The organism is Actinoallomurus spadix, from assembly GCF_024055725.1.
Lineage (GTDB): Bacteria > Actinomycetota > Actinomycetes > Streptosporangiales > Streptosporangiaceae > Actinoallomurus > Actinoallomurus spadix.
Window position 1 is genome coordinate 40,821 of record NZ_JAMXMX010000005.1, and the last position, 20,435, is coordinate 61,255.

The 20,435-nt window shown below is 72.6% G+C and carries 19 protein-coding genes and 1 pseudogene; 10 read left to right on the forward strand and 10 right to left on the reverse strand.

Going from position 1 to position 20,435, the window contains the following annotated elements:
- Positions 1-18 precede the first annotated feature (18 nt).
- Positions 19-948, reverse strand: a complete 930-nt coding sequence (locus NE235_RS08030) for an oxidoreductase (RefSeq protein WP_252800332.1) — start codon at positions 946-948, stop codon at positions 19-21.
- Positions 949-1,129: 181 nt separating this feature from the next.
- Here NE235_RS08030 and NE235_RS08035 point away from each other — a divergent pair, with 181 nt between their 5' ends.
- The gene (locus NE235_RS08035; protein ID WP_252800333.1) at positions 1,130-1,717 is read left to right on the forward strand and encodes a hypothetical protein; all 588 of its coding nucleotides are present in this window, start codon (positions 1,130-1,132) and stop codon (positions 1,715-1,717) included.
- A gap of 15 nt (positions 1,718-1,732) precedes the next feature.
- Here the strand turns inward: NE235_RS08035 and NE235_RS08040 are convergent, their stop codons facing one another.
- Positions 1,733-2,182: a TIGR00725 family protein gene (locus tag NE235_RS08040; RefSeq protein ID WP_252800334.1), complete on the reverse strand. Its 450-nt coding sequence runs from the start codon at positions 2,180-2,182 to the stop codon at positions 1,733-1,735.
- Between the two features lie 11 nt (positions 2,183-2,193).
- Positions 2,194-2,679 (reverse strand): glutathione peroxidase, encoded by a 486-nt coding sequence (locus tag NE235_RS08045; protein ID WP_308206043.1) that lies wholly within the window; start codon positions 2,677-2,679, stop codon positions 2,194-2,196.
- A gap of 23 nt (positions 2,680-2,702) precedes the next feature.
- Between NE235_RS08045 and NE235_RS08050 the strand changes: the two genes are divergently transcribed.
- On the forward strand, positions 2,703-3,611 hold the full coding sequence (locus tag NE235_RS08050) for a DUF72 domain-containing protein (RefSeq protein ID WP_252800336.1): 909 nt from the start codon (positions 2,703-2,705) through the stop codon (positions 3,609-3,611).
- Here NE235_RS08050 and NE235_RS08055 read toward each other — a convergent pair.
- Both NE235_RS08055 and NE235_RS08060 read right to left on the reverse strand, forming a co-directional pair.
- Positions 3,589-3,747 (reverse strand): hypothetical protein, encoded by a 159-nt coding sequence (locus NE235_RS08055; protein WP_252800337.1) that lies wholly within the window; start codon positions 3,745-3,747, stop codon positions 3,589-3,591. The genes NE235_RS08050 and NE235_RS08055 overlap by 23 nt on opposite strands.
- 236 nt (positions 3,748-3,983) lie before the next feature.
- Positions 3,984-5,024, reverse strand: coding sequence for an LCP family protein (locus tag NE235_RS08060; protein WP_252800338.1), 1,041 nt, complete (start codon positions 5,022-5,024; stop codon positions 3,984-3,986).
- A 159-nt stretch (positions 5,025-5,183) separates the two neighbouring features.
- On the opposite strand from NE235_RS08060, the gene NE235_RS08065 reads away from it, so the two are divergent.
- On the forward strand, positions 5,184-5,453 hold the full coding sequence (locus NE235_RS08065; RefSeq protein ID WP_252800339.1) for a hypothetical protein: 270 nt from the start codon (positions 5,184-5,186) through the stop codon (positions 5,451-5,453).
- A 16-nt stretch (positions 5,454-5,469) separates the two neighbouring features.
- On the opposite strand, the gene NE235_RS38100 is transcribed toward NE235_RS08065, so the two are convergent.
- On the reverse strand, positions 5,470-8,997 hold the full coding sequence (locus NE235_RS38100; RefSeq protein ID WP_252800340.1) for an AAA family ATPase: 3,528 nt from the start codon (positions 8,995-8,997) through the stop codon (positions 5,470-5,472).
- 48 nt (positions 8,998-9,045) lie between these two features.
- Positions 9,046-9,345, reverse strand: coding sequence for a type II toxin-antitoxin system Phd/YefM family antitoxin (locus NE235_RS08075; protein WP_252800341.1), 300 nt, complete (start codon positions 9,343-9,345; stop codon positions 9,046-9,048).
- A gap of 120 nt (positions 9,346-9,465) precedes the next feature.
- Between NE235_RS08075 and NE235_RS08080 the strand changes: the two genes are divergently transcribed.
- Positions 9,466-10,083, forward strand: coding sequence for a ClpP family protease (locus NE235_RS08080; protein WP_252800342.1), 618 nt, complete (start codon positions 9,466-9,468; stop codon positions 10,081-10,083).
- A gap of 48 nt (positions 10,084-10,131) precedes the next feature.
- A pseudogene (locus NE235_RS08085) lies at positions 10,132-10,272 on the forward strand (ClpP family protease); the annotation flags it as partial.
- Between the two features lie 55 nt (positions 10,273-10,327).
- On the opposite strand, the gene NE235_RS08090 reads toward NE235_RS08085, so the two are convergent.
- Positions 10,328-11,224: a helix-turn-helix transcriptional regulator gene (locus NE235_RS08090; RefSeq protein WP_252800343.1), complete on the reverse strand. Its 897-nt coding sequence runs from the start codon at positions 11,222-11,224 to the stop codon at positions 10,328-10,330.
- Here NE235_RS08090 and NE235_RS08095 point away from each other — a divergent pair.
- A complete protein-coding gene (locus tag NE235_RS08095) occupies positions 11,223-12,302 on the forward strand; it encodes an alcohol dehydrogenase catalytic domain-containing protein (protein ID WP_252800344.1) in 1,080 nt (359 codons plus the stop codon). The two genes, NE235_RS08090 and NE235_RS08095, sit on opposite strands and share 2 nt — an antisense overlap.
- Here the strand turns inward: NE235_RS08095 and NE235_RS08100 are convergent.
- Positions 12,289-13,266 (reverse strand): NAD(P)/FAD-dependent oxidoreductase, encoded by a 978-nt coding sequence (locus NE235_RS08100; RefSeq protein ID WP_252800345.1) that lies wholly within the window; start codon positions 13,264-13,266, stop codon positions 12,289-12,291. The genes NE235_RS08095 and NE235_RS08100 overlap by 14 nt on opposite strands.
- 64 nt (positions 13,267-13,330) lie before the next feature.
- Here NE235_RS08100 and NE235_RS08105 point away from each other — a divergent pair, with 64 nt between their 5' ends.
- Entirely contained in the window at positions 13,331-13,927 is a 597-nt protein-coding gene (locus NE235_RS08105) for a helix-turn-helix domain-containing protein (protein WP_252800346.1), read from the forward strand.
- Positions 13,928-13,950: 23 nt separating this feature from the next.
- On the opposite strand, the gene NE235_RS08110 is transcribed toward NE235_RS08105, so the two are convergent.
- Positions 13,951-14,832, reverse strand: coding sequence for an NAD(P)H-binding protein (locus NE235_RS08110; RefSeq protein WP_252800347.1), 882 nt, complete (start codon positions 14,830-14,832; stop codon positions 13,951-13,953).
- A gap of 147 nt (positions 14,833-14,979) precedes the next feature.
- On the opposite strand from NE235_RS08110, the gene NE235_RS08115 reads away from it, so the two are divergent.
- The 3 genes from NE235_RS08115 (at position 14,980) to NE235_RS08125 (ending at position 20,315) form a co-directional block, all read left to right on the forward strand.
- Positions 14,980-15,903, forward strand: coding sequence for a LysR family transcriptional regulator (locus NE235_RS08115; RefSeq protein WP_252800348.1), 924 nt, complete (start codon positions 14,980-14,982; stop codon positions 15,901-15,903).
- A 514-nt stretch (positions 15,904-16,417) separates the two neighbouring features.
- On the forward strand, positions 16,418-17,008 hold the full coding sequence (locus NE235_RS08120) for a GNAT family N-acetyltransferase (RefSeq protein WP_252800349.1): 591 nt from the start codon (positions 16,418-16,420) through the stop codon (positions 17,006-17,008).
- A 133-nt stretch (positions 17,009-17,141) separates the two neighbouring features.
- Entirely contained in the window at positions 17,142-20,315 is a 3,174-nt protein-coding gene (locus NE235_RS08125; protein WP_252800350.1) for a TIM-barrel domain-containing protein, read from the forward strand.
- Positions 20,316-20,435 lie beyond the last annotated feature (120 nt).

Sequence of the window (20,435 nt, forward strand, 5' to 3'; positions counted from 1 at the left end):
GCTCCGCCCCGTTCCCAATCAGTCCGCCGGTGCCCCGAGCGCGTCGTACGTGACGCCCGTCCGCTCCGCCGAGACCTTCCACAGGCGGCGGCCGAGGCCGGGGTCGTCCGCCGCGCGCAGGGTCGGCACCCGGCGCGGGGCACCGCGGCTCTGTCCCGGCCCGCGCGGCCCGTAGCACTGCCCGCCGCGCACCTCGGCGGCGGTCGCGGCGTACAGCGTGGGCTGCGCGCCGGCGGCGTCGGACTGCGCGAGCAGAGCCGTGCCCAGGCCCTGGATGAGCCCGCCGATCCGGCTGCCGGCCATCCGCGGCCCGGCCTGCTGCAGGTTCGTCGCGGCGTACCCCGGGTGGGCCGCGACGCTGACCAGCCGGCCGCCGGCGCGGCGGTCGAGTTCCTTGGCGAAGACCAGGTTGGCGAGCTTGGACCGGCAGTAGGCGCTCCACTTGCCGTAGCGGCGCTCACCATCGAGGTCGTCGAAGTCGAGGCGCCCGAGCCGGTGCATCATGCTCGTGACGGTCACGACTCGTGCGCCGGGACGGTCGAGCAGGGCGGGCAGCAGCAGTCCGGTCAGCGCGAAGTGGCCCAGGTGGTTCGTGCCGAACTGCAGCTCGAAGCCGTCGGCGGTGGTCCGGTGCGGCAGCGCCATGACGCCCGCGTTGTTGATCAGCAGGTCGAGCCCGTACTCTCCCTGCTCCCTGGCGAACGCGCGGACGGATTCGAGGTCGGCCAGGTCGAGGGAGCCGAGCGCGACGTCGCAGCCGGGCACGGCCGCCCGGACGCGCTCGAGGGCCGCCCGGCCGCGTTCGGCGCTCCGGCAGGCGAGGACGACGGCCGCGCCGTGACGGGCCAGCTCGACGACCGTCCGCAGGCCGATCCCGCTGTTGGCGCCCGTGACGATGGCACGCCGCCCGGTGAGGTCCGGGATGTCATCGGGGGTCCACTTCGCCATTCGACACCTCCACTGGCCGCCCATACTAGAACGCGCTTCGGTTTCTTGGCCCGTACCCCTGGTGTACCCGCGCGGTGGGGCGGCGCGGGCAAGGCGGTGCGGGCGAGGTGGCCACCGGCCGTTCCCGGCCGCGCGGCCGTACACCCGTTTGACGGCGGGCGGGCCGGTCGATAATCGGATCATGTCGTGGCAGGTGATCGTCCCGCACCGGCCCGGCCCGCTCATCGACCCGCCGGTCACGGCGGGCGGCCGCGGACCGGCCGAAGACGAGGAGAAGGGGATGGGAATCCCCGAGGTGGTGCTCGCGGCCGGCGGCGCCGTCCTGTTCGCCGCCGTCATCGCGGCGGGCCTCCCCGCCTGGCTGAGCGTGGTGGCGGTCGCCTGTCTCGCGCTGGGACTCGCGCTGCCCGCCCAGGCGGCCGCGCTGCGCGCGGTGCGCCGGCACCGGCTCCGGCGGCACGCCCGCGCCCTCGATCGCGGCGTCCTCCTCGACGTGACCCACCCCTCGGTGCGCCGCCTCGTCACCGCGTACGAACGGCTGCGGCGCACCGCCGGGCCCGGGATGGCGACGGACGCGGGCCACCTCGCGCTCGTCGAGGTCGCCGTCCTGCTGGGCGGCCGCACGCCGCGTGAGGAGGAGGTCGACTACGTCCTCCGCAGGGCGGAGGCGGTGTCCGCGCTGGCCGACCGGCTCGCCGACGGGCCGGTCCCGCCGGTCGAGCTCGCCGGCCCCGACTCCCTCGCGCGGATCGAGGCGCTGCTGTCCTGACGCCCCGCCGGGGTCTCAGGCGACGGCGAGGCGGACGGCCTCCTCCGCGTCCGCGGCCCGCGTGACGCCCGGAAGCTGCTCACCGCGCTCGTCGAGGACCTGCCAGCCGCCCAGTTGCACGACCGGGACGTCGCCCCGGCGCACGGCGAGGGCCAGTTCGGACAGCGTCCCCCAGGAACCGCCGATCACGATGACGGCGTCGGCGGAGGCCACCAGCACGGCGTTGCGCGCCTCGCCCATGCCGGTCGCGATCGCCGCGCTCAGCCCGGGCGCGGCGCCCTCCCGGTCGGCGCGGGACAGCACGCCCACCACCAGGCCGCCGGCGGAGCGGGCGCCCTCGGTCACCGCCGCCATGACGCCGGTGTACCCGCCGCACAGCACGACGGCGCCGCGCTCGGCCAGCAGCCTGCCGACCTCACGCGCGGCGTCGCGCTCGGCGCCGGTGCAGTCGCGGGGACCGCACACGGCGACCTGGATCAGGGCAGCGATCGCTCGATCGCCCCGACGACCTCGTCGGTGTCCGGCTCCATGCGCGGGTCGAACCGCGCCACGACCGTGCCGTCCGGGCCGATGAGGAACTTCTCGAAGTTCCACCGGATGTCACCGGTGTATCCGGACGCGTCCGGGACGGTCACGAGCCCGGCGTACAGCGGGTGCCGGTGCTCGCCGTTCACGTCGACCTTCTCGGTGAGCGGGAAGTCGACGCCGTATGTCGTCGAGCAGAACTCGGCGATCTCCTCCGGGCTGCCGGGCTCCTGCCCGGCGAACTGGTTGCAGGGCACGCCGAGCACGGTGAACCCGCGGCCGGCGTAGGTCGCCTGCAGCCGCTGCAGTCCCTCGTACTGCGGGGTGAGGCCGCACTTGGAGGCGACGTTCACGATGAGCACGCTCTTGCCGCGGTACTGACCGAGGTCCGCGGGGCCGCCCTCGAGGCGGTCGATTGTCACGTCGTAGATCGACACCATCCGAATCCTAGTCTGGACCCATGGGCGAGATCCTGGTCGGCACGGCGTCGTGGACGGACAAGACCCTCCTGGAGAGCGGCTGGTACCCGCCGGACGTGAAGACCGCCGAGGATCGCCTGAAGTACTACGCCACCCGGTTTCCACTGGTCGAGGTCGACTCGACCTACTACTCGCCGCCGGCCGAGCGGACGGCCGGCTACTGGCGGGACCGCACTCCGGCGGGCTTCACCTTCAACGTCAAGGCGTTCTCGCTCCTGACGCAGCACCCGACCCGCCGCGACGCGCTGTACAAGGACCTGCGGGAGCGGGTGCCGGACAAGAGGACGGTGTACCTGCGCGACGTCCCCGGCGACGTGGTCGAGGAGGTCTGGCAGCGGTTCCTCGACGCGCTGTGGCCGCTGCACGAGGCGGGCCGGCTCGGCGCGCTGCTGTTCCAGTTCCCGCAGTGGTTCCCGATCGGCCGCGCGAACAAGGAGTACATCCTGCGGGTGAAGCGCCGGTGCGAGCCGATGCGCGTCTGCGTGGAGTTCCGCAACCGCACCTGGATGAGCGAGGGCAACCAGGAGGAGACCCTGGACTTCCTGCGCCGGTACGACGTGCCGTACGTCAGCGTGGACATGCCGCAGGGACACCCGAGCTCGATCCCGCCGGTGCTCGCCGCGACCTCCGGCCTGGCCGTCGTGCGCTTCCACGGGCACTCGGACAAGTGGACCAGCAAGAACATCTACGAGCGCTTCGGTTACCTGTACTCCGAGCGGGAGCTGAGGGAGTGGGCGCCGAAGGTCGAACGCCTGGCCGAGGACGCCGACACGACGCACGTGCTCCTCAACAACTGCTACCGCGACCACGCACAGCGCAACGCGGCCCAGCTGGCCGCGCTGCTCACACCGTCCTCGGACCGGCGGCCTACTGATTCGGCAGGTCGCTGACGAAGGTGGACAGTGAGTTCGCCGCGCCGCTGATGCCGCCCAGCGCCCCGTGCACGACGTTCGCCGCGCTGTGCGGACGGCTGATGAGGTAGAACGCCAGGAACGCCAGGCCCCCCCACTTGAAGACTTTCTTCATCGCGAGTCACTCCTCGTATCGAGTGAGATACAACGAGTAACTTCCCAGCTCTGGCCGCGGACAGCAGCGGCTGCCCGCAAAGCGGTGTCCTCAAACGGCAAAAGTTTCCGCGGGAGCCCCGGCGCCCACCGGGCGCCGGGGCGGGGTCCGCGTCGCCCGGCGAATCAGCGCCGCCAGGCGAGTCCGCGTCGTTCGGCGAGTTCGCGTCGCCCGGCGGCTCAGCGGGTCCCGGCGGGTCAGCGGGTCCCGAAGCTCCTCGGCACCTGCTTGTCCTCGCGCAGGTCGCGGAACAGCGTGCCGGCCCGCGCGGTGTCCCAGGTGATGTACTCCCCGACGCCGGCCGCCGAGCCGGTGCCGCCGACCGGGACCGTGGTGGTCAGGCCGTCGCCGCCGGTGACGCCGCGCATGGCCCGGGCGAAGCCCACCAGGTCGTAGAGATGGTCGTCCTGGTCGACCGCGAAGTTGTCCGTGGAGCGCAGCGCGAACGGGATGATCCGGAAGGGGTTGAGGATCACGCCCGGGCTGGTCGCCTTGTGCACGAGCGCGGCGAGGAACTTACGCTGGTTCTCGACCCGCTGCAGGTCGGCGCGGGCGAAGGCGCGGCTGCGGACGAACCCGAGGGCCTCCCCGCCCTTGAGCGTCTGGCAGCCCGGCTTGAGGTCGATGCCGGCCTTGCGGTCCTTCATCCGCTCGGGGATGCACATCCGCACGCCGCCGACCGCGTCGGTCATACCGACGAACCCGGCGAAGCCGATCTCGGCGTAGTGGTCGATGTGGATCCTGGTCGCCTGCTCCACCGTACGGACGAGGAGCTTGGGCCCGCCGAAGGCGAAGGCGGCGTTGAGCTTGTTCGAGCCGTGCCCGGGGATCGGCACGTACGAGTCGCGGGGCAGGCTGACCAGCGTCGTGCCGTGGTCACCGATGTGCAGCAGCATCATCGTGTCCGTCCGGCGTCCGGCGGCCTGGCCCGTCTTGAACTCGCTGCGCTGTGCCTTCGACAGGCCCTCGCGGCTGTCGGAGCCGACGATGAGCCAGTTGGTGCCCGGCGTGTCCCCCGGCCGCCCGGCGTAGTCCTCGAACACGTCGATGCGGTGCAGCCGCGAGTCGAGGTAGAAGTAGCAGCCCACGAGCAGCAACAGGAGGACGAGGAAGGCGATCAGCAGACGGCGCCCCCAGCGCGGCCGCCGCCGTGGCGCCGCGCCGCCCCCGCCGTGCGATCCCGGCCCGTCGGCGTACGGGGACGCGCCGACCCCTCCGTACTCGGCCCGATTACTCATGGTGGCCACGTTAAGGGGCGCTATCGGGTGCTCGCGTCACCTTCCCGGATGATTCACCTGCCGGGGATCATCATTCTGCCGGGTGCGGGCCGGCCGCCCGCCCTCCTCCGTGCGGAGACCGGCGGCGGGGGATCCGCGGAGGCGTGGTCGAATGAGGGCATGACGGAAGATCTGGAGACGCTGTCGACCAAGGAGCTGCACGACCGGGCCGTCGAGCACGCGGTGCGGCATCTCGACGTCGGATTCCTGTGGCGGCTGCTGAAGGCGATCCCCGCGGCCGAGGCGGCCGCGGGACATCCGGACCAGGCCGAGGCGGACGTCTCCCACCTGTCCTCGATCCTCAACGAGTTCGTGCACGCGGGCGGCGGCGACGTCGCCGAGGCCCTGCGTCCCCTCTACCTCGAGTACCTCCGCCGGGCCGGGTCCTGACCAATGCCGCGCCGGCTCACAGGTAATGGCCGAGGCGCTCGTCGCGGTCGGCGGGCGCGTCGGTCTCCGGCAGGTCCGCCGGCCGCAGCAGGCGGATCTCCTCCCGGTCCGGCGCCTCCTGCCCGGTGATGCGCTGCGCCTGCAGGGCGACGGCGCGGTCCAGGAGGTTCCGCATGAGCCGGGCGTTGCCGAACGACTCGCCGCGGGCCGCCGCGCGCAGCCGGGAGCGCACGGCGTCGAGCACGCCCTCGGCCACCTGGAAGCCGGCGTCGGCCGCCATCACCTCGAAGATCGCCACAAGCTCGTCGTCGGTGTAGTCCGGGAACCGCAGGACGGTCGGGAACCGTGAGGCGAGGCCCGGGTTGAACTCCAGGAACCGCAGCATCGGCCCTTCGTAGCCCGCCACGATGACGACGAGGTCGGCGCGGTGCTCCTCCATCAGCTTGAGCAGCTCGGCGATCGCCTCGTGCCCGTAGTCGCGTCCGGAGTCGGCGGGTGTCAGGGCGTACGCCTCGTCGATGAACAGCACGCCGCCCAGCGCCCGCTCCACCGCCGCGCGGACCTTCGGCGCGGTCTGCCCGACGTACTCGCCGACGAGGTCGGCGCGGGAGACCTCGACCAGGTGCCCGGACGACAGGAGGCCCAGCTTGGCGTAGACGGCGGCCAGCAGCCGGGCCATGGTGGTCTTGGCCGTGCCGGGGTTGCCGGTGAACACCATGTGCCGCGTGGGCGAGGCGATCGGGATGCCGGCGTCGCGGCGGAGCTGCTCGGCCTTGGCCTCGGCGACGAGCAGGCGCACCTCCTGCTTGACCGCGTCCAGGCCGATCAGCCGCTCGATCTCGGCGAGCGGGTCGCCGGGCAGGTCGATGTGGCCGGCGGCGGCCAGCGTGCCCGGGATGTCCTCGGCGAGGATCTCGTCGAGGGACTCGTCGTCGGTGAGCACGCCGTCGTCGAGGACGCGCCGCGACTGCATGGCCACCGCGCGGTCCAGCAGGTTGATCATCAGGCGGGCGTTCCCGGCGGCCCGGTCGCGCGCCCCAGCGCGCACGAGGTCGCGGACCTTGTCGAGCACGCCCTCCCGCAGTGCGAAGCCCGCGTCGGCGGCCTTCGCCTGGAAGATCTCGATGAGCTCGTCCTCGGTCAGGTCGGGGAACCGCAGCTGCTTGGGGAAGAACGCCGCGAGTTCCGAGTCGCTCTTCAGCAGACCGTTCATCGCGCCCTCCGGCCCGCACAGCACGACGATGAGGTCCTCCGGGTGGGCCTGCACGGCCGCCAGCAGGACGTCGATCGCCTCCCGGTTGCGCGGGGAGTCGCCCGGCATGAGGTTGTGCGCGTCGTTGATGGCCAGCACGCCGCCGTGCGCGCGCTCCACCGCCCGGCGCACGCGCGGGCCGCTCTCGCTGACGTACTCCCCGACCAGGTCGGAGCGGTCCACCTCGACGAGGTGGCCGGAGGACAGCACGCCGAGGTCGGCGTAGATGCGGCCGAGGATGCGCGCGACCTTCGACTTGCCCGTGCCGGAGTTACCGGTGAAGACCAGGTGTCTCGGCCGGGCGGCGACCGGCATGCCGGCCTCGCGGCGCATCCGGGCGGCCTCGGCCTCGGCGACGAGCAGGCGCACCTCGTTCTTCACCGACTTCAGGCCGACGCACGCGTCGAGCTCGGCCATCGGATCGGCGTCGGCGGCGCCGCCGGGGATGACCCGCTGCGGCAGATCAGCGACCGCGACCTCCGTCTCGCCGCGGGCGGCGGCCGCCGCCACGCACTGCTCGGCGAGGTACTCCACGAGGCGCGCGCCCCGCAGGTTCAGCAGCGGCGGAGTGCGGGACAGCAGCAGCCCGGCGGTGACCGCGGCCTCCCGGGCGGCGGTCAGCCCGCGCCGGGCGACGGCCCGCCGGAACAGCTCCGCGTAGTCGTCCTCGGCGAACTCCCGCGTGCGGGCGATCCGGAAGTGCTGGTGCAGGGCCGGGTTGACGTCGAAGATCCGCTCGTCGCCGCCCGTGCGGCACGCCGCGACGACGTGCAGCTTCTGGTGGCGTTCGAGGACGCGGCGCAGCTCCTCGGCGAACGCCCCGCCGCAGTGCTCCAGCGCGAGGATGCGGTCGAGGCCCTCGATGACGAGGACGCGCCCTTCGAGGCACTCGCGCACCCGTGCGAGGAAGTACAGGATCGTGTCGCTGACGTGGAGGTTCGCGAACACCTGGTCGGAGACCCAGACGGCCTCGCGGACGTCCCCGCGTTCGGTCAGGGTCTGCTCGACGATCCGGATCGCCGTGCCCTTGCCGGTCGCGTCCGGCCCGCTGAGCAGGAGACGCACCGGCCGCGCGGACTCTCCGGTCCGCAGGACGTCGCCGAGCGCCGTCACGATGTCCGGCTGGCCGACGAGGCCGGCGCCGGTCTCCTCGGCCGCCGTCGCGGTCCGCGCCTCCTCGGCGGGCGGCACGCCGGCGAACCGCGCGGTCAGCGGGTTGACGACCGTACGGGCGCGGAAGAGGCGGCGCAGGTCCGTCTGGAAGCCGCGGACGGGCAGGCGGCTCTTCGGGCTCACGGCGCTGTCGGGCAGGCCCTGCGCGCATCCGGTGATCCGCAGGCCCATGTCCAGCCAGGCCCGGCAGGCGTCGGCCTCACCCGCGACGAGGCCCCGGGCGAGCCAGGACCGCACCTCCGCCTGCCACGGGTCGGCGCGGAAGCCCTCCCGCAGGTGCTGGAAGCGCTCCTGGACGCTTTCGTACCGCTCGACGCCGATGGCGAACGCGAAATCCGCGGGCACCGCCGCCACGTCGGCCTGCAACAGCAGCCGCGCCAGCCCGGTCACCAGCGGGTCGCCGCCCGGGACCGCCGCGAGCAGGCGCTCGTGCGCGGCGATCCAGCCGGCGCACGCCCAGGTGAGATAGCCGGTCGGGCCGGCCAGCTCCGGCAGCGCGGACACGGTCTCGTCCGGCAGGTCCGACGCCCACACCCGCTCCAGCTCGCCGTGCGGCGTGGTCAGGTCGCGGGCCCGCAGCTCCGGGTCCTCCGCGTGCCGGTCGAAGAGCGCGATGAGGGCCCGGCGGCGCTCCTCCAGCGGCGGGATGCCGGCGAACACGTCGAGGGACTCACGGCCGAGGGCGAACATCGTCTCCCGGAGGGCGATGTCGTCACCGGCGTTCTCGACCAGCCACAGGCCGGGCGGCCGCAGCCGGCCGCCCTGGCTGAACCAGGCGACCGGGTCGCGGACCGGGGGCTCGGGCTTGGCCAGGAACTGCGTGAGCAGCTCGTAGTCGATGTCGCCGCGCGAGCCGGCCCGGAGCGCCGCCGCCCCGAGCAGGAAGGTGAGCAGCGACCACAGCTCCGCGCCCGCCGCGGAGGTGCCCGCGGCGTAGAAGTCACTGAGCCCGCCGGTCAGCGCCCGGGCGCGCTCGTCGGCGTCGAACGCGCGGGCGCGCTCGCGGACCTCGTCGTACAGCCCGTCGGGGACCCGCCAGGGTCCGTACGCGTAGACGTCCAGAACGGGTTCTTCGGTCAGCAGCAGTTCGAGGTGTTCCGGTAGGCGTGGGGGGCTCACGACGTAGACCTTACGACCGACCGGAGGAGGGTCGCAGCCCTCTGGAGATCAGCGCTCCCAGTGGGGACGGCCGGAGGGGCCGGCCTCCCGGTGCTCCGCCGCGATGCGCATCGGGCCGGCCGGGCGCGGCGCCTGCTCGGGCTCGGGCTCCGCCTCGGCGGGCAGCGACAAGGTGAAGCCGATCTCCGCGGGCCGCCGCTCCAGCGCATCGAGGTCCTCCACCGGCACGAGGGCCGCGAGCGGCTTGCCGTGCCGGGTGAGGAGGATGCGCTCGCCGGTGTAGCCGACACGGTTCACGAGCTCCGCCAGGTCGGCCCGGGCCTGCGTCACTGGGACCTCTCGCGTCATGCAGGAATTCTATCATTCTGTACGTTCTTGTTATTCTGTACAGAACTCGCCCCGGCGCAGGAGCGCGCCGGCGCGTGGACTCGGCCGCGCGCGCCCGCGTGCGGCAGCGAAGGAGCGCAGATGGATTTCCCGACTCTCCACCCCCGCGCGCGGGTCACCGAGATCCCGCAGGACGTCCACTCCCAGCAGCTCTTCCAGCGGCTGCTCGACCAGCGGATCGTCTTCATCGGCTCGGAGATCGACGACGACCTGGCCAACCGGGTCTGCTCCCAGTTGCTGCTCCTCGCCGCCCAGGACGGGGAGCGCGACATCAAGATCTTCATCAACTCGCCGGGCGGGTCGATGGACGCGATGTTCGCCATGTTCGACGTGATGCGGTACCTGCCGAACGACGTCTCGACCGTCGCCCTCGGCATGGCCGCCTCGGCCGGGCAGTTCCTGCTCACGGCGGGCACCCGCGGCAAGCGCTACGCGCTGCGCAACACGCGGATCATGATGCACCAGCCATCCGGCGGGATCCGCGGCACCGCCTCCGACATCCGCATCCAGGCCGAGCAGAGCGTGCACATGAAGCACCGCTTCCTGCAGCTCATCGCCGAGCACACCGGCCGGCCGTACGAGCAGATCGAGCACGACGCCGACCGCGACCGCTACTTCAGCGCCGAGGAGGCCCGCGAGTACGGCCTCATCGACCACGTCGTCACCAGCGCGCTCGAGGCCGGGGGCGTCGCCCCGTGACCGGCCTCACCGCCCGCTACATCCTGCCCTCCCACGTCGAGCGCACAGGAGACCATCCTGGCCCGCCACACCGGCCGCCCGGCCGAGCAGATCCGCGCCGACATCGAGCGCGACCGCTACCTCACGGCCGAGCAGGCCCGCGAGTACGGCCTCATCGACGAGATCATCACCAGCCGCAAGCCCGGCTGAGGCGCCCGCGCCGAGGATCTGCGCCGTCCGGGGCGCGGATCCTCGGCGCGATCCTTCACGCGGGTGAGTAGACGGTCAGCCGGAGGGCCGGGTCCTCATTGGCCTGGAAGGTGGCGTACTCGAAGACGAGCGTGCCCTCGGACGGGTGGTGCAGGGTCTTGCGCCCGGCGCCGGCGGGAAGGACGTCGTGCCGTTCCCACCAGGCGGCGAACTCCGGGCAGCCACGGCGGAGCCGGTCCGCGAGCCCGGTGAACGCCGGGTCCGGCGCCCACAGGTCGTGCGCGGCGCGGAACTGGGCCGTGGTGTGCGCGGCCTGAGCGGCCCAGCCGTCGCCGAAGAGACGCCGGGCCTCGGGCATGAGCAGCAGGTAGACGAGGATGTTGCGGTCGCCGGGGTCGAGGCGGCCGAAGTCGGTGAGCAGCTCCGCCGCGGCGGTGTTCCAGGCCAGCACGTCCCAGCGGCGGCCGGTGACGTACGCGGGAGTGCCGAGGCTCTCGACGAGGCGTCTGGTCCCGTCCGGCACCGTTTCCCGGACGAAGGTCTCACGGGGCGGGCGGCGCGCCAGCGTCCGCAGGTGGTCGCGGTCGGTGGCGTCCAGGCGGAGCGCCTCGGCCAGGGCGTCGATCGTGGTGGCCGAAGGACTGCCGGCCCGTCCCTGTTCCAGGCGGACGTACCAGTCGATGCCGATTCCGGCCAGCTCCGCGACCTCCTCCCGCCGCAGGCCCGGCGTCCGGCGGCGCCGCCGCTCCGGGAGATCCACCGTCTCGGGAGTCAGTCGCTCCCTCCGGGACCGCAGGAAGTCACCGAGTCCGCGACCGGCCGGCTCGTGCATGATCGCCGCCTTCGCTGGGTGGTACTGGCCGATCCCAGGACGATACCGGGCCTGGATGCGCCCGTCCGGCTCGCCCACCATCGATCGTGCGAACGGCTGATCGAAGGAGATGACCGCCATGAAGGCCGCGGTATTGAAGGAGTTCGGCTCCCCGCTGTCGGTGGAGGATGTGCCGGAGCCGGTCCTGGGGACCGGTGAGGTGATCGTCGATGTCGTCGCGGCGGCCGTGCTGCCGTACGCGGCGGAGGTCTTCAGCGGCGAGCGGAGGTACCCCCTCACCCTCCCGGTGACGCCCGGCGCCGGGGCCGTCGGCCGGGTCCGCGAGGTCGGGCCGGACGCCACCCGGCTCGCTCCGGGGCAGTGGGTGCTGTGCGACCCGACCATACGCTCGCGCGACCACGCGCTGACGCCGGACATCGCCCTGCAGGGACTGAGCGCCCGGGGCGACGGCGGACTGCGCCTGCAGCGGCACTTCGGTCAGGGCTCGTACGCCGAACGGCTCCTGATCCCCACCGAGAACGCCGTGCCGCTCGGGCCGATCGACCCGGCGGACGCGGCGCGGTGGCTCGTGCTGACCACGTGCCTCGTCCCGTACGGCGGGCTCCTCGCCGGCGGCCTGGAGGCGGGCGAGACGGTCCTGGTCAGCGGCGCGACCGGCAACTTCGGCGGCGCCGCCGTGGCCGTCGCCCTGGCGATGGGCGCCGCCCGCGTCGTCGCGCCCGGGCGCAACGAAGAGGCCCTGACCGGGCTCGAGCGCCGGTTCGGCGCCCATGTGCGGACCGTACGGCTCACCGGTGACGAGGAACGGGACCGCGAACGGATGACGGCCGCCGCGCACGGGCCGATCGACCTCGTCCTGGACCTGCTGCCTCCCACCGCGGGGACGACGCCCGTGCGCGCCGCCGCCATGACCGTCCGCGAATACGGCCGGGTCGTGCTCATGGGCGGGGTCGGCATGCTGGACGGGGCCGACCTCCCTCTCCCCTACCGGTGGCTGATGCGGAACAACGTCACCGTCCGCGGCCAGTGGATGTTCCCGCGCCACGCCCCCGTCCGCCTCATCGAACTGGCCCGCTGCGGGCGGCTGGACCTCGGCCTGTTCGCGCTCACCGAGTTCGCCCTCGACGACGCCGGGGAGGCCGTGGCCCACGCCGCCCGCCACGGCGCGCCGTTCGGACTGACCGTCATCCGGCCCTGACCCGCCGGTAGGCGGCGACCGCCCGGCGGGTCTCCTCGGCGATCAGGTCCGCGTTGATCTGGGCCCCGGCCATCGTGCCCGCCGCGGCGGCGGCGCCGACCTGGGCGGCAGGCTCGGCGACGTTCCCGGCGGCCCACACGCCGGGCACCTCGGTACGGCCGGTGGCGTCGGCGGGGATGTACTGGCCCATCCCCGACGGGTGATCCGCCGGCCGCAGCCCGAGTCCGGCGAGGAAGCCCGCGCGCACCGTGATCCGGGACGCGACCGCGAGCGCCGCACGCCCGACGACCGTGCCGTCGCTCAGCCGAACACCCACGAGGCGATCCTGGGCGATCTCGAGCGCGGTGACCTTCCCGTCGACGATCCTCACACCCCGGGCGGCCAGCTCCTCCGTCTGCTCCTCGGACGGCGGCGCGGTGTGGGAGAAGAACACGACGTCGGCGCTCAGCTGCCGGAACAGCTGCGCCTGGTGCACCGAGAACGGGCCGGTGGCCAGCACGCCGATGGCCTGGTCACGGACCTCCCAGCCGTGGCAGTACGGGCAGTGCACGACGTCCCGGCCCCAGCGTTCACGCAGCCCCGGGACGTCCGGGAGCTCGTCGACCGCGCCGGTGGCGACCAGCAGCCGGCGCGCCCGTACCGCCCGGCCGCCGGTCAGCGTCACCGCGAACCCGTCTTCCTCACGGACGACGGCGTCGACCTCGCCGGGCACCACCTGGCCGCCGTACCCGCGGACCTCCGCCCGGCCGCGCTCCAGCAGCTCGGCGGGCGGGATCCCCTCGCGGGCCAGGAGCGCGTGCACCCCCGCGGCGGGGGCGTTGCGCGGCGAGCCCGCGTCGACCACCAGCACCGACCGGCGGGACCGGGCCAGCGTGAGCGCCCCGCTCAGCCCCGCCGCGCCGCCACCGGCCACCACCACGTCATAGCCGTCTCTCAGTAGATCGGTCACGTCGATCACCTCCACCGCGAGGATGCGAGAACATAGGCCGTTCTCGCAAATCACGTTGCGGTTATGGCAAACTGATGGCATGGATGAGGACCTCGACCAGGCGCTCGGGGCGGTCGGCCCCCGGCTCCGCGCGCTGCGCCGGCAGCGCGAGACCACGCTCGCCGAGCTGTCGGCGGTGACGGGCATCTCGGTGAGCACCCTGTCCCGGCTGGAGTCCGGGGCCCGCCGCCCGACCCTCGAGCTCCTGCTCCCGCTCGCCCGGGCCCACGGGGTCACGCTCGACGAGCTCGTCGACGCCCCGCCCACCGGAGACCCGCGCATCCACCTGCGGCCGATCGAGCGTTACGGCATGAAGCTGCTGCCGCTGACCCGCCGGGCCGGCGGCATCCAGGCGTACAAGATCATCATTCCGGCGGGCAGCCCCCGGCGGGAGCCGGAGACACGGATCCACGAGGGCTACGACTGGGTGTACGTCCTCAACGGACGGCTGCGCCTGGTCCTCGGCGACCAGGATCTGGTCCTGTCCCCCGGCGAGGCGGCCGAGTTCGACACGCGCGTGCCGCACTGGTTCGGCGCCGCCGACGCCGGGGCGGTCGAGTTCCTCAGCCTCTTCGGCCGGCAGGGCGAACGCGCCCACCTCCGCGCCCGCCCCACGGGCAGCGCCTCCGCGGAGTAGGCCAGCGGGGCTTTGAGACAGGCCTAACCGGCGACGGCGGGCTTGAGCACCTCCTCGCACCACTGGCGGAAGCCGGTCGGAGTCGTGGACTCCGGAGTACGCGGCTGCGCGCGGTACAGGCCCTGGTCGATCGCGGCGCCCATGTCGACGATCCCCTGCGCCCAGGCCTCGCTCACCCCGTTCCGCATGAGAGTGGCCTTGTACGCCTCGCCGGAGAGCTGCTGGAAGCGGATGGGCCGTCCCAGCACCTCCGACATGATCCGCGCCATGTCGTTCGGCGACAGGTCCTCCGGGCCGAGGACGGGGACGCCCTCCTGCCCGCTCCAGGAGTCGTCGAGCAGCAGTCTCGCCGCGACGGCCGCGATGTCACGGGTGGCGCACGCCGGATTCCTCCGGTCCCCGGACAGCGTGAGGAAGAAGACGCCCTGGCTCCTGATCACGCCGGCCTGCTGCAGCAGGTTCTCCATGAAGCCCGGCATCAGCAGGGCCCGGTAGTCCACGCCGATGCCCTCGATCATCTCGTCCATGGCGAGCGCCGCGGAGATCTGTCCGGCGTTTCCGGCCCAGCCGCGGCCCAGGGTCGAGACGCCGACGACCCGCTGGACGCCCCGGTCCGCGATGGCCTCGCACAGCGGCCGGGCGAAGCCCAGCACGTGCCCTTCGACGCTGTCGGCGCGGGGATCCGGAGGCACCACCCAGAACACCGCACCGGCTCCGTCCAGCGCCTCGGTGAGAACGTCGAGGCGATCGTGCGAGCCCGTGACAACCTCGACGCGCTCGCGCACATCCGGGGAGAGCCGGGAGGGATCGCGCGCGATGACGCGGACCGGTTCCTTCCCGGTGGCCAGGACGGTGCCGAGAACCTGCCGGCCGATCTGGCCGGTGGGCGTCGTAATGACGATCATTCATCCTCCAGGGGAGAGCGGCATGGGCACGGCCGCCGCAGGCGTTCGCATCCGGATCCGCCCTCGGTGGAGCGGACGTCGAGCAGTCAATCCCGCGGTGGCGTGGACCTGAAGGACCGATCGGATCACCATTGATACCCTGCCGATATGAATGACCTGGAGTCGCGGGAGCTCCGGTACTTCGTCGCGGTCGCCGAGGAGCTGCACTTCGGGCGCGCCGCCGAGCGGCTGGGCATGGCACAGCCGCCGCTGTCCCGGGCGATCCGGGAGCTGGAACGCCGGCTGGGCGTGCGGCTGCTGGAGCGGACCACCCGGCAGGTCGCCCTCACGGCGGCCGGGGAGGTCCTCCTGCGGGACGCCCGGACCGCCCTCGACGCGATCGCCGCGGCCGGCCGGCGGGTCCGGGACGCCGGCCGGGCAACCCCAACGCTGCGACTGGCGCTCAAGGCCGACAACGACGCCGGGCTGCTGCCCCGGATCCTGTCGGTCTACGCACGTGAGGACACCGCGATCGGCGTGGAACTGGTGCTCGGCGGCCGGGGCGAGCAGGCACCGGCGCTGCGCGACGGGCGGGCCGACGTCGCGCTGCTCGTCAGCCCCTTCGACGACCGCGGCCTGGACTCCGAGCCGCTCCTGACCGAACCCCGCCTGGCCGCCCTGGCGGCCGGCGATCCGCTCACCGCCAGACCGTCCCTGCGGCTGGCCGACCTGGCGGGCCGGAGCCTCCCTGACGGGTCCCTCGTCGGGGGAGACGAGTCACCGCGCTCGCAGGTTCCCTCCGGCGGACGCGATCCCGTACGGCCCCGGACGGCACCTCGCGAGCTCACGGCCGGAACCCGGCAGCCGCTCTCGGACATCACCCAGATCTTCCGCCTGGTCGAGCTGGGGCACCTGATCTGCTTCCTCCCCGCCTGGGTGACGCGGCGTTACCCGCTACCCGGGATCACCTACCGGCCGGTCGTCGATCTGGAACCGGCCACACTCGCGGTCGCCTGGCCGCAAGACGCGCACTCGCCGGCGATCGCCGCCTTCGTCCGCGCCGCCGCCTCGGTGACGCACCCCGCAGGTTGATCGCTGGTGTCTGCCACGTCCTACTGACAGTTGGCGCCAGGAGTCAACCGGCGCACAGCCTCCGATCACTCAGCACCGGAGCGTTCGGAGTTCGGCTGCCGTCAGAGCGACGCCGGGGGCGACGACCGCCACGTGGACGGTCTTGCTCGGAGACGACCAGGGTGCTGGTATAGGCATGCTCTTCGTCGTAGTGCCCGGCGACGACGTCCTGGGCGAATCGGCGGCCGATGGCCACGGAAACGGGATGCACACGCACCGCCATTCATGAGGGTTCGAGCCGACCGGGCCGAATGAGCACGGAGATCGTCCGGCGGATTAAGGTGGATTTCGACGACCTGGAGTCTGTGGCGTTGCCTCCAGAAGCATCTACGGAGCTCATCGCCGCCGTCGCGAAGGAGTGGTCGGCCATGCGTTCGGCAGAGAAGCCTCCGTCCCCTCGCCGGCGCGAGAGCACTCGTAGCGGTGAAGCCACCAACCGCGTCGACGTCGCCGTCGTCGAGTCGCCGGATCGGTCGTGCGCACGCTGACGACCGAACGGCTGGTCCTGCCGCCCTGGGATGCCCGGTTCGAGGATGACCTGTGCCGGCTGAGCGCGGATCCGCGGATCACTCGGTTCCTCGGGGACGGCCGGCCGTGGGATCGCGAGCGCGCCCTGACGCGGCACGGCGAGATCCTGGCGCACTGGGCAGAGCACGGCTTCGGCTGGCGCGGCATCCTTCTCCGCGACGGGGGTGACGAGCGGACCCTCGGAGTGGCGGCGCTGAACCATCTCCGCCGGAGCGTGCCGGGGATCGAGGAGTCCGTCATCGAGATCGGGTGGTGGGTCGATCCGCGCTACTGGGGAATGGGGCTCGCCACCGAGGCCGCGGCCGCACTCCGGGACGAGGCGTTCACCGATCACGGCGCCGAGCGGCTCGCGGCGCTGTACCAGCCCGCGAACCACGCCTCGGGCAACGTCATGCGCAAGATCGGCATGCGGCACCACGGCGATACCATCGGCCCGTACGGGGAGGCCGTGCGCGTCCACGTCCTCGACCGCTCCGACTGGGTCGCCATGCGCGCCCGTCCTGACCGCGCCGCTGACCGTACAGCTGACGAGGCATGACCGTTTTATACCGTCTCTTGACGTATATGATCGTTCGCCACCATAGTCCGTTGACGTGAGCCTCCTCCCCTATCGGCGTAATGTCGAGTTTCGCCTGCCTCGTACGTATTGGCGTGCGGGGCCGCGATCGAAGTTGATCAGAGCCGGCCTCGCGCTGGCCGGCGTCGCCGGCCTCGTGGTCGCCGGTTCCTCCCCCGCGACCGCGTCCGCCCCCGGGCAACGGGCCGACAGGCACGCCGTCCGGTCGGGCGACGCCCGCTTCGAGGTCCTCTCCCCCACGCTGATCCGGATGGAGTACGCCGGCGACGGCACCTTCACCGACGCGGCCACCTTCAACGCCGTGGGCCGAGACGGCTTCGGGCGGACGCAGTTCACCAAGAAGGTCTCGGACGGCTGGCTGACCATCGACACCGGGCCGGTGAAGCTGTCGTACAAGGTCGGCTCCGGCCCGTTCACCGCGGACAACGTCTCCGTGCGGCTGCGGTCCGGCGAGCAGAAGGTGATCGCGCACCCGACCTTCCCGAGCGCGGTCACCTGCGCCGTCGGGACCCTCTGCGAGGGCGAGCAGGCCCTGCTCCAGGGCGGCGTGTCCGTCGCCCGGGACCACACCGGTTTCACCGGCACCGGGTTCGCCGCCGGGTTCGAGAGCGTCGGCGGGTCGCTCGCCTATACGCTCGACGTGCCGAAGGACGGCGACTACGACCTGCGCCTGCGCTACGCCAACAACCAGGGCGGCGACGGTAAGACCATGACCCGTACGCTGAGCGCCGCCGTCGACGGCGGAACGCCGGCGACGCTCACGATGCCGACCACCGCGAACTGGGACACCTGGGCGTTCACCACCGCGCCGGGTCTGCACCTGACCGCCGGCCGGCACACACTCGTGGTCTCCCGTGCCGCGAGCGACTCGGGCCAGGTGAACGTCGACAGCCTGGCGCTGACGGCGCCCGGCGCGCCGTATCCGACGACGGCGACGCCGCCCACCCCCTGCGACTACGGCACCGTGTGCGAGGCCGAGTCGGGTGCGCTCGCCGGCGGCGCGACGCAGGCCGCCGACCACAACGGCCACTCCGGTGACGGGTTCGTCGCCGGGCTGGAGCGGTCGGGCCCGTCCGACACCGTCACGGTGCGGAACGTCCCCGCCGACGGCACCTACTCCCTGCAGATCCGGTACGCGAACGGCGGCGGAACGCAGCGGACCGTCTCGGCGGCCGTGAACGGCGGGACCGCGACGACGGCGAACCTCGCGCCGACGGCCGACTGGGACAGCTGGTCGACGGCCGTCGTCCCGGTGACCCTGACGAAGGGCGAGGACACCATCGCACTCGGCTGCCCGACGGCGGACAGCTGCCACGTCAACCTCGACACAGTGGCCGTCGCCCCGGCCGGGTCGCCGGTGCTGCCGGCGCACAGCCCGCTCGGCGGGTACCGGCGCGGCCTCGACGGCGTCAACGGCGGCGCGCTCACCACGCCCGGCCTGCTGTACCGCGACGGGTGGTACCTGCTCGACGACACGCCCTCGGCCGTGTTCGACCCGGAGACCCGCACGGTGCACGCGCGGCCCGGCCACGATGGCAAGCCCTACCAGGACGGCTACCTCTTCGGGTACGGCGAGGACTACAAGCGGGGCCTGTCCGACCTGAAGACGCTGACCGGACCGTCGATGCTGCTGCCCCGGTGGGCCTACGGCATCTGGTTCTCGGAGTACTACGACTTCACCGCCGCCGAGTACCAGAACGACCTCCTGCCGAAGTTCCGCTCGGAGGGCGTCCCGCTGGACGTCCTGGTCACCGACACGGACTTCAAGGCGCCGACCGCCTGGAACGGCTGGGAGTTCAACGACCAGAAGTTCCCCGACCCGGCGGCGTTCTTCGCCTGGGAGCACGCGCAGGGCCTGCACGGCGGGCTGAACATCCACCCGAGCATCGCGAGTGGCGACCCGGCCTACGCACAGGCGCAGGCCACGGCCAAGGGCAAGCTCGCCGTCTCCGGCTGCCAGGCGCCCTCCGGGCAGACCTGTCACACGTTCGACTGGGGCGACCCGGACCAGCTCGCCGCCTACTTCGACCTGCACAAGAAGATGGAGCAGCAGGGCAACGACCTGTGGTGGCTCGACTGGTGCTGTGAGAACTCCCAGTCCTCGCTGGCCGGCGTCACGCCCGACGCGTGGATCAACCAGCAGTACGCCGACGACACCGCCAAGCGCATCGGGCGGGGCTTCGCCTTCTCCCGGGCGTACGGCTCACTGCAGGCGGCAGGCTACAGCGGCCAGGCGCCGGTGCCGACGGGCCCGTGGGCGGACAAGCGCACCACGCTCCACTTCACCGGGGACACCACCTCGAACTGGAACACCCTGAAGTACGAGGTCGGCTACACCGCGGGTGAGTCCGCCGCCACCGGCCTGTCGCCGGTCAGCCACGACATCGGCGGCCACAACGGCGGCGCCAAGCTCGCGGACGATCTTTACGTCCGGTGGGTGCAGATGGCGGCCTTCCAGCCGATCCTGCGGCTGCACAGCAACCACGGCGCCCGGCTGCCGTGGCAGTACGGCGACCAGGCCCGCGTCGCGGCGGACAAGTTCCTCAACCTCCGCGAGAACCTGGTCCCCTACACCTACACACTGGCCAAGGAGGCCACCGACACCGGCGTTCCGGTCGTCCGCGCGACGTACCTGGAGTACCCGGACCAGCAGGGTGCCTACGACGCGGCGGCCCGCGAGTACTTCTACGGCTCCGACGTGCTGGTGGCTCCGGCCACCTCCCCCGGCACATCCTCGACCACGTCGGTCTGGTTCCCCCCGGGACAGTGGACGGACTACTTCACCGGCAAGACCTACACCGGTCCCGCCACGAAGGACGTGACCACCGACTGGAACTCGATGCCGGTGTTCATCAAGGCCGGCGGAATCCTGCCGACCCGGACGGACAACGTCACCAACGACGAGCAGAACCCGCTGACCAAGGTCACGGTGAACGTCGCCGGCGGTGCCGACAGCGTCTTCCGGCTGTACGAGGACGACGGTCACTCCACCGACCCGAACGCCTCGGCGACCACCACCATCCGCTACACCGAGCGCGACGGCGACCACAGCCTGCGGATCGCACCATCACAGGGCAGGTTCACCGGCCAGGTCACGAAACGGCAGTGGACCGTCGTCTTCCACGCCGCGACCAAGCCGACGGCCGTCCAGGTCGACGGCGAACCGGCACCCCAGGGAAGCTGGACGTACGACGGCGGCAAGGGAACCCTGACGGTCACCCTCCCCGCCCGCACGACCCACGCCGGAACAACGGTCGACTACCGCTGACCCGACTCAGCTGATCATCGGCGCCCGCCGCCTCCCCCGAGGCGGCGGGCGCCGGTGCGTTCCGTGCGGTGACCGATTTGGACCATCCATTGACGAATATGATCGTTTGCCGTCATAGTC